The organism is Prevotella sp. C0026C3 (genome assembly GCF_056590795.1).
In genome coordinates this window covers 144,695-159,085 of record NZ_JBWPWW010000005.1, presented here as the reverse complement: position 1 = coordinate 159,085, position 14,391 = coordinate 144,695, and the positions used below count along the sequence as shown (strand labels likewise).

Here is a 14,391-nt window from a genome sequence, read left to right as displayed (position 1 = left end):
TGTCTTTTGATAGTTTTTTGTATTTTTGCAATGATGGAACTTCGACAACTCAAATATTTCTTGAAGACAGCTGAACTGCTCTCATTTTCGGAGGCGGCCAAGGCTTTGTCTATCACGCAAAGTACGCTTTCGCAACAGATAAAACATCTGGAAAACGAGCTTGGTGTGGAACTGTTCCACCGCAATAGTCACGAAGTGCAACTCACGGAAGCCGGCGAACACATGGTTCCCAACGCTCGTGCCACGCTTGTATCGGCCGATACCTGTGTGGAAAGCATCAACGAATTAAAGGCCATCATGACCGGGACGTTGAACATCGGAGTCACTTATACGTTCAGTCCGCTGCTTACCGACGCCCTGTTCGACTTCACTCGGCATTATCCGCATGTCCACATGAACATCATCTATAAGTCGATGAACGAACTCATGGAGATGCTGCAACAGCGTGAACTCGACTTTGTGCTGGCTTTCAAACCCTCCGAACGCTATGCCAATATAGATAGCCATGTGCTCTTTAGCACGCATCTGACAGCCGTGGTACGTACCGGTCATCCCTTGACGAAGCTATCTTCGGTGTCGTTATCGGAGCTTGACTACTACGATATGGCCTTGCCGGCTACGGGATTACAGGCACGTAATGCCTTCGACAAGATTCTTGCTGACAGCGACCATCATCCCCATGTGCTCATAGAGTTGAACGATGTGGAGATATTATTGAAATTGGTGCAGCTTAGTAATTACGTTTCGGTACTGGCAGAGACTACCATTCACGGTCTAGAAGGAATAGAGGGAGTGCCCTTGAAGAACTGTGAAGACCTGATGGAAGGTTGTATTCATGTGCGTAAGAATACGTATGTGAAGAACTCTGCCCGCGAATTCTACCGCATTCTCAGCGACTCTGAAGCTATCAAACGCTATTCCGTATTGGCCGATTTGATGTAATTACAGCAGTTCTTTCAACTGTGCTAGATGGATACCATTGCTCCCTTTGATGAGAATATAATATCCGCGAGGTTGCATTTTTGCAATCTCGCTTTTTACTTCCTCCACATCTTTGAACTTCCGGAAGTTGCATTGAGTCTTCCCGAATTCCTCTCCGACGAGCCATACAGTGCCTAATTGTTTCTCGGCCATGAGTTCTACCATCTTCTGATGTTCTTCCATGCTCGCCTCTCCCAGTTCTCTCATGTCGCCTAGAATGGCCATCTTATGCTCGTTTGGGATGAGACTGAAGTTTTGTAGAGCTGCCGCCATACTTGTAGGATTGGCATTATAGGCGTCGACGATGAGTTTGTTGTGCGCCGTTACGTCTAGTTGACTGCGGTTGTTGCTCGGAATGTAGTTGGCAAGTGCCTCGCTTATCAGTTCCGGAGCGATGCCGAAGCGCACACCGACAGCAATGGCTGCCAACATATTATCCAAGTTGTAGGCTCCGATGAGATGTGTTTTGACTTCGTACCACTGTCCATTGCCCGACTGCCAACGGAAATGTAAGAACGGCGTACAGTCGATTAACTCTCCGCGAGTGGTAATCTTGGCATCTTCGCTTTGCCCATAATAGATGGCTTCGGTGATGCCTGCGTGCTCCCGCATCTTTTCCAGATAGGGGTTATCCAAGTTGGCAAACACCTCGCAATGGTTAGCATGGAGATAGTCGTACAACTCTCCTTTAGTGCGCATCACGCCTTCAAACGATCCGAAACCTTGCAAATGAGCCTTGCCAACATTCGTTATCAGTCCGCAAGTAGGTTCCACCGTCTCCACCAAAGTTTTGATGTCGCCGGGATGACTGGCTCCCATCTCGATGACGGCTATCTCGTTTTGCTTCTTAAGACGCAACAAAGTTTTGGGCACTCCCACGTCGTTGTTGAAGTTGCCGAGTGTGTATAACACATTATAGCGCTTTTCCAATACGGCAGCAATGAGTTCCTTGGTCGTCGTCTTGCCGTTGGTTCCGGTGATACCTATCACAGGAATGTTGAACGTACGGCGGTGCTCGCGTACCATATCCTTGAATGCTTGCAGCACATCGGGCACCAATATATAGCGCATATCGCCCTCTACAGCATACTCGGCTTCGTCCACAACGGCATAAGCGCATCCTTTTTCCAACGCGGCAGCAGCAAACTTGTTGCCATTAAACGACTCGCCCTTGAGGGCAAAGAAGATAGAGCCGGCAGGGCAATCGCGGCTGTCGGTGGTAGCTTGTCCCTGTTTTAGGTACAAAGCATATAATTCGGTTGCATTCATGAACACTATTTGTTAGAGAATGAAATTCCTCTTTGAGGAGTTATGGTGGCTTCATTCGTATCATGGAGATACACGATGGTACCTTCATCTTATGCAAAGAAAGTGCAATTGAGCGCAATGAAAACTTGTTTTCAAATAGCCGAATGCAGCCTTTCTTATGCAAAGATAATGATATTTTCTGATTCTGTCGCGCCATGAGTGGGAAAATCGGAAAGCAACTTTGTAACCGTTGTTACAGTAACCATGGTTACAAAGTGAATAGATGGAAAATGGTGACTTCACTCGCATGCCTTTTTCTGTCTGTTATCTAGTCTACTTGCCAATTCCAAACTCTTTGTTTTCATAGCGAAGTGGTGGGTGTTCTGTTCACTCCGAGTAGCTATCTTGGTTAAAGGACAGCCCTTTGTAATGAGCGTAAGCCTAAAGGCATCCGGCTATGAAAAGGCTGCCTTTCAGGCAGTAAATTCCTTTTTTTCAATCCCACCCCAATAGTTTTCAACTCAAAAACCTATGAACTTATAAACTCAACTAATAACTCATCAACTCAATAACTTACAAACTAAAACCTAAACTTGTCTATTTGTTTACTCATTAACTTGTCTACTACTTCGCTGCAAAGCCGAGGCAGCGATGTTGACAAGACTTTGCAGTAATGCTGAATGGACTTGGCAGCAATACTGAGGAGCCGTTGCAGCAACCTCTCCTCAACCCTCTGTAGCCCCACCCCCGCCCTCCCCAAAAGGAGAGGGAGATGGTTTTGAGTTGATAAGTTCTTTAGTTTTGAAGCTGATGAGTTGTTGAATTTTGGGGAGAAAGACTTGATATTCATCACTTTTTGTATGTATTCTTTAAAGTAAAAGGGTGTTAATCATGCTACTATAGTCGAAAAGTGATACCTTTGCGGTCGCGTTTCGACGTTTGAAAAGTTTTATTGTATTCATGGCTAGACAGTTTTTTATCATCTTCGGATGCTTGGCATTGGGAGAGTTTGCAGTGTGGGCCACCGGCATCAAGTTGCCATCGAGCATCATAGGGATGTTGCTCCTGACCCTGTTTTTGAAACTCAAGTGGGTGAAATTGGAATGGGTTCGCCAACTGTGTGACTTCCTTATCGGTAACCTAGGATTCTTTTTTGTGCCACCGGGGGTGGCTATTATGCTCTATTTCGACATTATCAAGCCGCAGATAGTGCCTATCACAGTGGCCACTTTCGTGAGTACGGCCATCGTATTGGTGGTTACCGGTCATATGCACCAGTTGGTGATAGGCAGCGAGCGTACGTTTTTGAGATGGTATGTGTCACACTGTAGAAAGAATAGAAAATAAGCAACGCACATGAACCACGAATATTTATTGCAGATTTTTTCCAATCAATACGTATCATTGGCACTCACCTTTGCCATCTTTTTCTTAACGCGACGCCTGCAACGTCGCACTGGTTGGGTGTTGTTTAATCCCATCTTGATAACGATAGTAGCCATTATCGCTTATCTGAAGTTGACCGGTGTACCCTTTGAAACTTACAGAACCAATGGCGCACTCATCGAGTTTTGGTTGAAACCGGCCGTTGTGGCGCTTGGTGTCCCACTGTATTTGCAGCTTGAAGCTATCAAACGACTGTGGTTGCCTATCGTTGTTTCGCAATTGGTAGGGTGCTTGGTAGGAGTTGTAAGCGTCGTGCTGACAGCCAAACTATTGGGTGCTTCACAGGTTGTTATCGTGTCATTGGCCAGTAAGTCGGTCACCACTCCTATCGCTATGGAGGTGACTCAAGCCCTCAATGGCATTCCATCGCTCACTGCAGCCATTGTGATTGTAACGGGAATCATCGGTTCTATCTTCGGATTTAAGATGCTGGCAATTGGTCATGTCAACAGTCCTATAGCTCAAGGACTGAGTATGGGCACGGCTTCCCACGCTGTCGGAGCATCTACAGCGATGGATGTGAGTAGCAAGTATGGAGCTTTTGCCAGTCTAGGTATCACGCTCAACGGTATCTTTACTGCCCTGCTGACGCCCTCGATACTGAAGGTTATAGGGATTATATAAAGCCCCTTTCCAGCCTTTACCTTCCTCGTTTGCCGTTGCACGGGCTACACTGATAACGACTAATCGGTCGACGACCGATGGTTTTCTAATGAGGGAAAGAGTTTATATGATATTACAAGGTAGCTCTCCCTCCCTTTTTGGGGAGGGAAGGGGTGGGGCTAGGTGAGGTCTTACAAAATATCCAAATACTTCTCCAAGGGTATACCGCGATTCTTATCGACGTTGTCTTTATTCAAATCGATGAGTTTGTAGACGGCATCCATGGCCTTACGGGTACTCTCTGTGAGCTGTTCGCCATTGAGTAAATGACCAATGAGAACGGCAGAGAATATGTCGCCGGTACCCGGAAAATGCACTGGTATCTCGGTATAAGGTAATTGGAAGTAGGTGTCCGTTTCATGATTGTAACCTACTACCGATGGCTGTCCGCCGACAGGAATACTGGTGATGAGCACCGATTTGGCTCCTATATGGCGCAGACCATCTATCAAGGTATGCGCACCGTCCTTATCCACACCCTCCGGATGATAGGGTGAGTCTGTCAGATAACATGCTTCGGTGTGGTTAGGGAATACCAAATGGGCTACGGAAACCATTTCCCGCATGTTTTGGACTGTTGCCGGCGTCACCCCGTTGTAGAGTTTTCCCTCGTCGCCCATGATGGGATCGACGAAGATGGTGGTACCGGTGGTAGCCTGTTCGCGGCAATATTGCGATACCAGACGAGCTTGGCGTTCGGATACGATGAATCCTGTTGCAATGGCATCGAACGAAAATCCCAGCTCTTTCCAAACCGGAAAGACATTTTTGATATAGTCTGTGGTGTCGAGGATATGGAACTTTCCATAGTCGAGCGTGTTGGAAACGAGCGCTGTAGGCAGGTTGTAGGTGGGCAAACCCATGTACGAAAGGATGGGAAGCATGGCTGCTGTAGCTACCTTTCCGTAACCCGCCATATCGTTGATCAGAAGTATCTGTTTCTTGCTCATGTGTGTATGCATTATATTATGTGCAAAGATACGAAAAGGAGTGAAATATTTTTGTATCTTTGCCTAGAATGTTTTGCAATCGCAGAGTAGCTTTCCAGTGGGTAGGTAATTATGGTTGGATATTCTGTAATATGTTTAACGACGATGCGAAAAAGACTTGCTACCTTTGTCGCCAGAAAGAGAAGAAGACTATGACAGAATCAAAAATCAGGCGTATAGACTCCATTGATGCTTACAATAAAGAGATGGGACTTGAGACGCGACACCCTTTGGTGACCGTTGTCGATATGTCGAAGGTTAACTTGGAAGCCGCTCGCGAAGAGCGAACAATTGAATATGGTGTCTATAGTATATGGTAGAAGCAGACCTATTGTGGCGATATTACCTACGGACGGCAGCCTTATGACTATCAAGAGGGGATGGTGACATCGTTCGCTCCGGGGCAGGTGATACATATAAAACCGGCTCCTGACTATACACCTAACGCTATCGGACTGCTCTTTCACCCCGACTTGATTCGCGGAACTTCGCTTGCTCAGAGCATAAAACAGTACGCTTTCTTTTCTTATTCGTCGCGCGAAGCATTACATTTGAGTGAGGACGAGCGTGCCATTTTCAAAGATTGTCTCAGCAAGATACAACAGGAACTGGAGCATCCTATTGACCAACACACGCGTAAACTGATTTGTCGGAATATCGAATTGCTCTTGGATTACTGCTTGAGATTCTACGAACGGCAGTTTGTAACGCGTAAAACAGCTAATCTTGGAGTCTTGGAAAAGTTTGAATCGTTGCTTGATGGCTATTTTAAGGGGCATCGACCGAAACAAGACCGACTCCGACATTGCCGCATGGCTAGGATATGCCAACACAACCTTGATGTATTCGCTCACTCGCTTCAACGAGACGACCCGCCGATTTTCCTATAAATAGGCTCTTATTAATATTTGCTTTAGACACCGGTATCTAAAAAATAGACAGTAAATGGGTGAATATCAAGAATAATTCTTATTTTTGCAAAACCAATAACTTAAAACTGTATCAATATGTTAGGCACACCGGAGATTATTCTGATAGTACTTATTGTCTTGCTTCTCTTTGGAGGTAAGAAGATTCCTGAACTAATGAGAGGCCTTGGTAAAGGCGTGAAGAGTTTCAAAGAAGGAGTAAACGGTATTGAGAACGACCTTAATCCAGACGCTCCGAAGAAGACGGAAGAGAAGAACGACTAGATACATGGCGGAAGAAGAGCTCTCCTTTTGGGAGCATCTTGACGTGTTTCGCAACTGCCTAATCAAGGTTATTTGCGTGACCGTAGTGGCTGGTATTGTCGCATTCTGCCTGAAAGAGCAGCTCTTCGACATTGTGCTGGCACCGAAAGATGCCCACTTCATCACTTACAAACTATTGGGTGCTGACGATTTCAGCATCCATCTAGTAAACGTAGGACTTACCGAGCAGTTCATGGTACACATGAAAACAGCTCTCTGTTTCGGTGTGTTGGTGGCCTTACCTTATGTACTTTACGAGCTCTATGGGTTTGTATCGCCGGCTCTTTATCAGCAAGAACGGCGTTATTCGGCACGTGTTGTGATGGCCGGATACCTGCTTTTCTGCGTAGGAATACTTATCAATTACTTCTTATTTTTCCCCTTGACGGTTAAGTTCTTGGCTACTTATCAAGTGAGTAGTGATGTAGAGAACCTGTTATCGTTGCAATCTTACATTGACACCTTGTTGATGATGAGTTTTGTTTTCGGCTTGGTATTCGAGATACCTGTCGTCAGTTGGCTCATGGCTAAGCTTGGTGTGCTTCGTTCTTCGTGGATGCGCCACTATCGTCGACACGCTGTTGTGGTGATATTGATAGTTGCTGCCATCATCACACCTACTTCCGACATCTTTACGCTCAGTATTGTTGCCGTCCCCATTTGGCTGCTCTACGAAATAAGTATCTTCTTGGTGCAGGGCGTAGAAGGCCCCGAAGTGGAGGAAGATGCTGTAGATGAAGAGGTAGAAGACACTATATAAGCCACGTAGAAAGTACATCACAGACTCTTAAATCCTTACTCTTTATTTCCTGCATGGGCTTGGCAACATCGCTGTCTTGGCTTCTCAGCAATGCTGCTACGGCTTTTCAGCAGTTTTGCCTAGCCCATGCAGAGAATGAAGGGTAAAAAGTTCGGAGTGAATAATGGGCAGTATGAGCCAATGAAATAGGTATGTTCATGCTGAAAGATCATACCTCTTTTATCCGATAGATTACTGAAACAAGCAATAAAAAAGTCCATCTCGCAAAAGATGGACTTTTATGTTAGGCGACTATCAAGTCGCTATAGGTTTGTCGTTTATTTCAAAGGAATGAGCCAAGTGGTGAAGTCGAAGTTACCATACTTCACTTCGTACTTAGGCATAGCTTTGGCATGAGGCGACCAACTGTCGATACCACCGACACCAGCCATGCGCTTGTCGAGGAAGAGGTTGGTGTACTTGCTCTTTGCTACTTGCTGTGTATGGCGCTGTTCTTTTTCTTCTCCATCGTCCAAGTCGTCGATGTTGTAGTGTATAGCACTTGCCGAGAAAGCATTGTCAGATACCACGCGCAAGCCTGTACCGGCTTTTGTAGACTGTATCCACCAGCGCATATCAGTCTTGGTGCCACTCTCTTGTGGGCGAATATAAGAGAAGAACTGCTCATCGGCCGACTGTTTGTTGATACTGATGTTCATACATTCGCGACGGTCGAGGTAGTTTTCGATAGGTCCACGACCAAAGTATTCAGACTGATCCATATCGTATGGCATCTGAAGTACCATTCCGAAGCGGAACAGATTGCTTACCTTAGCTCCCGGAGTGGTCGTCATCTTCTGATTTACTTTGATTTCTCCGTTGGGATAAACCACATAGCTGAGTACCAATTGAGCCTTCACTTCGGGCATATCGTAGCGAGCTACGACGGTAGCCGTGCGTTTATCGCTTGTTGCGGTGAGGCTTTGTAGGTTCATAACTGGATGATGCCATGCTTTATAAGCGATGTTAAGATGGGCTCCCATATCGTTGTCAGTGACTGCACGCCAGAAGTTTGGCTTCAACGTACCGCCTTCACCGAGCATGGAAGTGCCGTTGACAGTGTACGAAGTGAGCAGACCTGTGGCCTTATCAATTTTCACATCTACACCGTTAGCAGTGATACTGATTTGTGTATCCTTCTTCTTATTCTGCAATTTCAGTTTGCCTTCAGCTGCCGGACCGGCATAGTTGTAGGTCGGGAGTGTGATGTGTAGCTGACGATAAGCCACTTCTTGGCCGGCTTTCATCAATGGTTCTGCAGTTTTCAATACGAAGCTTAGGTTGAGCAAAAGCTCTCCCTTGAAGGCTTGAGCATTGTAAGGCAGGGTGTATTCTACGGTCTGTTGAGGTGCCACTTTGAGGTCGTTGACCTCTCCTGTCTGCACAGCTTTACCGTCTTCTGTCATAGTCCATACCAGTTTATAATTGCTCAAGTCGCGGAAGAAGTACTCGTTGTGCACGCTAATCTTGCCGGCTTTGAGGTTAACGGGCTCTGCCCATATGTTTTGGTATTGGTAAGCCACTTCGTAAGCATGCGGATTAAGCTGGCGGTCGGGGCCAATGATACCGTTGCAATTGAAGTTGTTGTCGCTGCCATCATAGTTGTTATAATCGCCACCATATTTATAGATGCTCACGCCATTGGCGTCTTTGCCGTGCAGAGCTTGGTCTACGAAGTCCCAAATAAAGCCACCTTGGAATTTCGGATATTTGCGGACGAGTTCCCAATAGTCTTTGAGTCCACCGCCCGAATTACCCATGGTGTGGTTGTATTCGCACTGAATGAGTGGCTTTTGGTCTTCGGGTGCTGTACTGAGAGCGTATTTTTCGCATGCTGCGGGAGTGCGATACATCGGACAATAGAAGTCGGTGTTGGCACCTTTCTCAGCACGTTCCCACTGTATAGGACGGCTACTATCAAAGTTTTTAATCCACTGGTAGGCTGCCGTAAAGTTTGGTCCATCAACTGTTTCGTTACCCAAACTCCAGTAGATGATGCTTGGATGGTTCACGTGCATCTCTACATTGTGCTGATTGCGTTCCAATATCTGTTTGGCAAAGAGTGGTTTCTTGGCCTCCGAATCGTCGCCGTACTGGAATCCGTGGCTCTCTTGGTTGGCCTCGGCACATACATATAGTCCGTACTCATCGCATAGATCGTACCACATTGGATCATTGGGATAGTGGCAAGTACGTACGGCATTGATGTTCAGACGTTTCATAATCTGAATGTCTTGAATCATTCTTTCTCGGCTAACGACGTATCCTCCGTCCGGATCCATCTCATGTCGGTTGGCTCCTTTGATGTAGATGGGCTTGCCATTGACAAGCAATTGGGCATTCTTTATCTCTATTTTACGGAATCCAATCTTCTGTGTGATGACCTCTTTCACGTTCTTTTTGCGGTCCTTTACGGTCGCTACGAGAGTGTAAAGGTAAGGACTTTCGGCCGTCCAAGTCTTCACATTGCGGAGCAAGAATTGCACTGTTCCGGATGTTCTTCCCTTGAAGTCGGTCTCTGATTTCAACACTTCTATGCCATTGGCATTGTAAAGTTGGAAGTCGATAATGGGTTGTCCCTTCACGTCAACACTGATCTGAGCCTCGCCATCTTGATAGTTGTTCTGCAAATCGGGGGTGATACGGATGTTCGTCATTTGCACATTGGCATCGCGAGCATATAGATAACTCTCGCGAGCAACGCCCGATAAGCGCCAGAAGTCTTGGTCTTCGCAGTACGAGCCGTCACTCCAACGGAAGCTTTGGAAAGCTATTAGGTTTGCTCCTTTCTTCAAGTATGGAGTAATATCAAACTCTGCTGCCACCTTACTATCTTCGGTGTAGCCCACATATTGACCGTTAATCCAAAGATACATGTTGGATGTCACGGAGCCGAAATGGGCGATAACTTGTTTCCCCGTCCAGTTATCGGGGATGTTGATAACGCGACGATAGCTGCCCACATGGTTGTCTTTGATAGGCACCTGAGGCGGATTGTCCTTGAAATGGCCGCGCCATGCGAAGCCCACATTGATGTAGACAGGGTCTCCATAGCCGTTCAGTTCCCATATACCGGGGACGTTCAGGCTCTTCCAAGAAGCGTCGTTGTAATCGGTTTTGAAGAAGTCTGTGGGGCGTTGGTCGGCATTTTCCACCCAATTAAACTTCCATGCACCATGCAATGAAAGATAGTTATCCGACTGGGTCATGTCGCCTTTCATTGCCTTCTCTGCCGATTCGTAGGCAAAGTAATTAGTATGAAGCTTGAAACGATTAACCTGATTGACTGCCATATCGTGCCATTCGGTGAATGTTGGTTGCACGGTCGGGGTGTTACTCGCACATACTGGCAACGCAGAAGTCAATGCAGCGATAAGGAAAAGTTTGTTCATAGATGTTGGTTTATTGGTATTTATTTGTGCAAAAATAACGATAAAACTCTGCATAAACAAAGGGAAATCGTCAAAAGATGTGAAATCTGAAAATGTGACGAATGCTAGATACATTCGTCATAGAGGCGAGAAACGTCCATATGGTCGCATCTCTTATGGGGGTATAATAGTTCTGTTTCCTTGTTGAGTAGGACTAGGATAGGGCTTTATAGTTTCACGTTCGAGATGTCTACTAGATTGTTCACGATGGCATAGATGGTGAGTCCGGCCGATGAATGAATCTGTAGTTTGCGGGCAATGTTGCGTCTGTGCGTGATGACGGTGTTGAAAGAGATAAACAAATGGCCGGCTATCTCTTGGTTGGTCATGCCCTGTACGATGCAGATAACAATGTCTTTCTCTCGCTCACTCAGTGCATCTTTGGCATGAGGAGCTTTGGTGAGCATGGCTTCGATGTTGCTGCTGATGGCATTTTTGCCTATTTTCTCTTCGTAAAGTCGAATAGCCGGCACCATGATCTCGTCTTCCACGCGTGTGTGTTGCTTCAACCATTCCTCGTTACTATATAGTTTATAGAGGGTGGCCATGAGTTTGTTGTTGAGCAACCCGTTGCTAGGCAGATACTTGATGATGATGTCTTTCAGCTCATGGAGTTTGTCGTCGGTAGGCTCATGGTGTGTGGAATAGGTTTCTATATCGTAGTCGGTAGGCATCTGGTTAGCTATCAATTTCTCGATATAAGGGAACACGTTGCGCTCTTCATACTTCATGTGGCGATGCATCAAACGCGAGAAATCGTCGAACAAAGAAAGAATCAACTGCCCAATTTTGTCGTCGGGAGTCACCGATTCCACCAATTGCTCACGGATAGTGGGCAACTGGAATCCCAAATAATACTCATGACAAGCTCTCAAGTGTTTCAATAACGTGGGGATATGGAGCTTGTCTATGCTCGCCGTATTTTTATAACCGTTGATGGTAAAGTTGACAATTGTCAAGAAAGTAAATGTATCTACGTGTTGTTCTTCGCAGACTTCTTTTACTGTTTTGTCGCCAAATCCAAGGTTAATACCGAAACTTCCTAAGCTTTGCAACACTTCTCGGTTGTCGCTAATGAGACTAATCATCCGGTCGTTGGGCTCATAAATCTTGTGATTTACCATAATGTTCTTTGTCCTTCGTTACTTTCTTGCTCCCTTGTGGGCAAGTTTTTTCTTATTGCTCTGCATGCAAAGATAATTATTTTTCCACGAAGTCGGGTACATTTCGATATTTTAAGACGCTTTTTATACCTTTTCTTAACGTCTCAAAAACTATTAGAAAAGATGGAGCGTATTGTTTGTTTGCAGCTTCAGATGACTTATCTTTGTCTCGAAACCAAAAATAAGAGACTATGATACAGAAAAGATTTCAGGATGCAAAGTCTTATATTGTGAACTTAACAGAGCTGATTTGGAACTATATACGTCATCGCGATTGGTTCCCCGAAGGCAGTCTGTTAGCCATACAACCCGAAATTATTGAGGTGGTTATAGAACTTCCGGGCAACTGTAACGGGTGCGAATTATTCGATCCACAACTCTTTATCCGTCGCAATGCACTGGGTTATGCCGTCCCAAACATGCAAGCTATTCGCCAATTGGCACGTCGGTATTATTAAACGATGTATTCATGGGCTTGCTGCTATGGTTTTTCAGTGTTGTGTTAGATGTCGGGAAACGAAGCCCACATTATCTATATGAAACTTATTTTAGCCTGAATGGCAACCATTGGTCGACGTTCTCACCGGCTTGCATACGCCTGCGAATTTCGCTACTACTGGTGTCGTAGAGTTCAGTTTTGAGCAGATGGACATTGGATGGCAAGGTAGTGGCGTCAATAGGATTGTTGCGACGAGGATAAATGAAGATGTCGTGGTCGCGCAGAATATCTTCATGATGTGCCCATTGTGGAAAACTGAGCCAGTTGTCGGCACCAATAATGAGACAGAATTGTCGGTTGGGATAGTCGTGATGTAGGTGTTGTAGCGTGTTCCAGGTATACGAAGGCTTGGGTAAGTGGAACTCGTAATCGGAGACAAAGAGTTGTGGCTCATCGGCCAAGGCTTGGCGCACCCATTCCAATCGTTGCTCGTCGGGCATCAAGTCTCGCTGCCGTTTGAAAGGATTCTGGGGTGAGACGACAAACCAAACCTCGTCGAGGTTGGCTGCTTTGAGTATCTGTTTAGCCAGCGCAACGTGTCCGATATGGATGGGATTGAACGAACCTCCATAGATACCGGTGCGAATGGGTGAGCTTGCGGAATTCATATTCCTAGGAAATCTTTGATGAGTTGGTAGGTCTCTTGTTTCGCTTTTTCGAGGTCATCGTTGATGATGACATGGTCGAAACAAGGTGCAAAGGCGAGTTCGTAAGCCGCACGTGCGAGACGTTGTTCTATGACTTCAGGCGCATCGGTGTTACGACCGACGAGTCGTTGGCGCAAAGCATCGATGGAAGGTGGTTGAATGAACAGGCTCATGGCACGGTCGCCATAGAATTGTTTGATGTTGCATCCACCCTTGACGTCGACATCAAACACCACATTTTGGCCGGCAGCGGACTGCTTCTCTACCTGCGATTTGAGCGTACCATAGAATCTGTCTTGATAAACTTCTTCGTATTCGAGGAATTCGTCGGCTGCAATCTTGGCACGAAACTCATCGGGTGTGAGGAAAAAATATTCCACTCCGTCTTGTTCAGTACCTCGTGGTGCCCTGCTGGTACAGCTGATGGAGAATGCCAGATTAAGTTCCGGATGTTTCGTCATGAGCCAATTGATAATAGTACTCTTGCCACTGCCGGATGGCGCAGAGAAGATGAGGAGTCGGCCTTTAACCTCCCCCGCCCCCTCCCAAGGAGGGGAGAGCCTACGGGAACAAGTCTTTCCTGAGAAGGGAAGTGATGACATTGTGTCCTTAGGTTCAATACTTTCGACTGTAGATTTAGTCTTTATTCTTGTGGAATCATTCATATCTGTTGATATTATGTCATGTTCTTTTGGTTGGTCTAAACGATGTCGCTCTTTGTAATTTGGATTTATTTGTAGTGCCTTTTTGATTTTTTGAATGACTACTTCGGGAGCTGCATTTACCTCTTCGTTAGTAAACCGAATGACTTGAAAGCCCTTTTGGTGGAGATATTCAGTTCGTTCGGCATCGTTCAATGGCTGACCATTAACGTAATGATAGCCTCCATCAACTTCTATGATGAGATTATGTGATAGACAAACAAAGTCTGGAATGTAATCTCCAATGGGATGTTGCCTACGGAATCTTACACCTAATTGCTTACCTCGAAGATATTGCCATAAAAGGAATTCAGAAGTTGTAGGGTATCGCCTGTTACTCTTTGCCGCACGACGTAGTAATTCGTAGTTGCCTGTTTTTGAGGTGAAGTAACCATAAGATCTCTCACTGCATGCATCGTTTGGTATATTATCAGAGTGTTTCATCATGAGGATTATTATGAATCTATTGGTCTACCCTTTCTTTGGAAGGTGTTGATACTATGTCTCTTTGCAGTTCTCCCTTGTAGAAAGAGACTAAGTGAGGTTTATCTCCTATAGGTTTTCCTCTTTTAAAGAGAAGGTTGGAGATGTC

The 14,391-nt window shown here is 45.8% G+C and carries 12 protein-coding genes and 1 pseudogene; 7 read left to right on the top strand and 6 right to left on the bottom strand.

The window, feature by feature from the left end; translation table 11 throughout:
- Positions 1–33 precede the first annotated feature (33 nt).
- Positions 34–942, top strand: a complete 909-nt coding sequence (locus AC1EK4_RS04880; protein WP_480357280.1) for a LysR family transcriptional regulator — start codon at positions 34–36, stop codon at positions 940–942.
- Here AC1EK4_RS04880 and AC1EK4_RS04875 read toward each other — a convergent pair whose 3' ends face one another.
- Positions 943–2,250 (bottom strand): UDP-N-acetylmuramoyl-tripeptide--D-alanyl-D-alanine ligase, encoded by a 1,308-nt coding sequence (locus AC1EK4_RS04875; protein WP_480357225.1) that lies wholly within the window; start codon positions 2,248–2,250, stop codon positions 943–945. It abuts the gene before it with no gap.
- A gap of 939 nt (positions 2,251–3,189) precedes the next feature.
- Here AC1EK4_RS04875 and AC1EK4_RS04870 point away from each other — a divergent pair.
- Positions 3,190–3,576 carry a CidA/LrgA family protein gene (locus AC1EK4_RS04870; RefSeq protein ID WP_036896861.1) on the top strand — a complete coding sequence of 129 codons (387 nt, stop codon included), beginning with the start codon at positions 3,190–3,192 and terminating at the stop codon, positions 3,574–3,576.
- Between the two features lie 9 nt (positions 3,577–3,585).
- Positions 3,586–4,299 (top strand): LrgB family protein, encoded by a 714-nt coding sequence (locus AC1EK4_RS04865; RefSeq protein ID WP_036896793.1) that lies wholly within the window; start codon positions 3,586–3,588, stop codon positions 4,297–4,299.
- Positions 4,300–4,469: 170 nt separating this feature from the next.
- Here the strand turns inward: AC1EK4_RS04865 and AC1EK4_RS04860 are convergent, their stop codons facing one another.
- On the bottom strand, positions 4,470–5,288 hold the full coding sequence (locus AC1EK4_RS04860; RefSeq protein ID WP_480357221.1) for a pyridoxamine kinase: 819 nt from the start codon (positions 5,286–5,288) through the stop codon (positions 4,470–4,472).
- Between the two features lie 191 nt (positions 5,289–5,479).
- On the opposite strand from AC1EK4_RS04860, the pseudogene AC1EK4_RS04855 reads away from it, so the two are divergent.
- The 3 genes and pseudogenes from AC1EK4_RS04855 to tatC form a co-directional block, all read left to right on the top strand.
- Positions 5,480–6,127 (top strand): annotated as a pseudogene (locus AC1EK4_RS04855) (AraC family transcriptional regulator); the annotation flags it as partial.
- 207 nt (positions 6,128–6,334) lie between these two features.
- On the top strand, positions 6,335–6,520 hold the full coding sequence (locus tag AC1EK4_RS04850) for a Sec-independent protein translocase subunit TatA/TatB (RefSeq protein WP_036896796.1): 186 nt from the start codon (positions 6,335–6,337) through the stop codon (positions 6,518–6,520).
- A gap of 4 nt (positions 6,521–6,524) precedes the next feature.
- Positions 6,525–7,319: a twin-arginine translocase subunit TatC gene (gene tatC, locus AC1EK4_RS04845; protein WP_036896798.1), complete on the top strand. Its 795-nt coding sequence runs from the start codon at positions 6,525–6,527 to the stop codon at positions 7,317–7,319.
- Positions 7,320–7,636: 317 nt separating this feature from the next.
- Here the strand turns inward: tatC and AC1EK4_RS04840 are convergent, their stop codons facing one another.
- Together AC1EK4_RS04840 and AC1EK4_RS04835 are read right to left on the bottom strand one after the other, a co-directional pair.
- A complete protein-coding gene (locus AC1EK4_RS04840; protein WP_480357219.1) occupies positions 7,637–10,750 on the bottom strand; it encodes a glycoside hydrolase family 2 TIM barrel-domain containing protein in 3,114 nt (1,037 codons plus the stop codon).
- Between the two features lie 206 nt (positions 10,751–10,956).
- On the bottom strand, positions 10,957–11,913 hold the full coding sequence (locus AC1EK4_RS04835; protein ID WP_480357217.1) for a LuxR C-terminal-related transcriptional regulator: 957 nt from the start codon (positions 11,911–11,913) through the stop codon (positions 10,957–10,959).
- 230 nt (positions 11,914–12,143) lie between these two features.
- Here AC1EK4_RS04835 and AC1EK4_RS04830 point away from each other — a divergent pair, with 230 nt between their 5' ends.
- Positions 12,144–12,410: a hypothetical protein gene (locus tag AC1EK4_RS04830; protein ID WP_480357215.1), complete on the top strand. Its 267-nt coding sequence runs from the start codon at positions 12,144–12,146 to the stop codon at positions 12,408–12,410.
- A gap of 85 nt (positions 12,411–12,495) precedes the next feature.
- Here the strand turns inward: AC1EK4_RS04830 and nadD are convergent, their stop codons facing one another.
- Both nadD and gmk read right to left on the bottom strand, forming a co-directional pair.
- Positions 12,496–13,059 carry a nicotinate (nicotinamide) nucleotide adenylyltransferase gene (nadD, locus tag AC1EK4_RS04825; RefSeq protein ID WP_036896806.1) on the bottom strand — a complete coding sequence of 188 codons (564 nt, stop codon included), beginning with the start codon at positions 13,057–13,059 and terminating at the stop codon, positions 12,496–12,498.
- A complete protein-coding gene (gene gmk / locus AC1EK4_RS04820) occupies positions 13,056–14,246 on the bottom strand; it encodes a guanylate kinase (RefSeq protein WP_480357213.1) in 1,191 nt (396 codons plus the stop codon). Before gmk ends, nadD begins: the two co-directional genes overlap by 4 nt.
- Positions 14,247–14,391 lie beyond the last annotated feature (145 nt).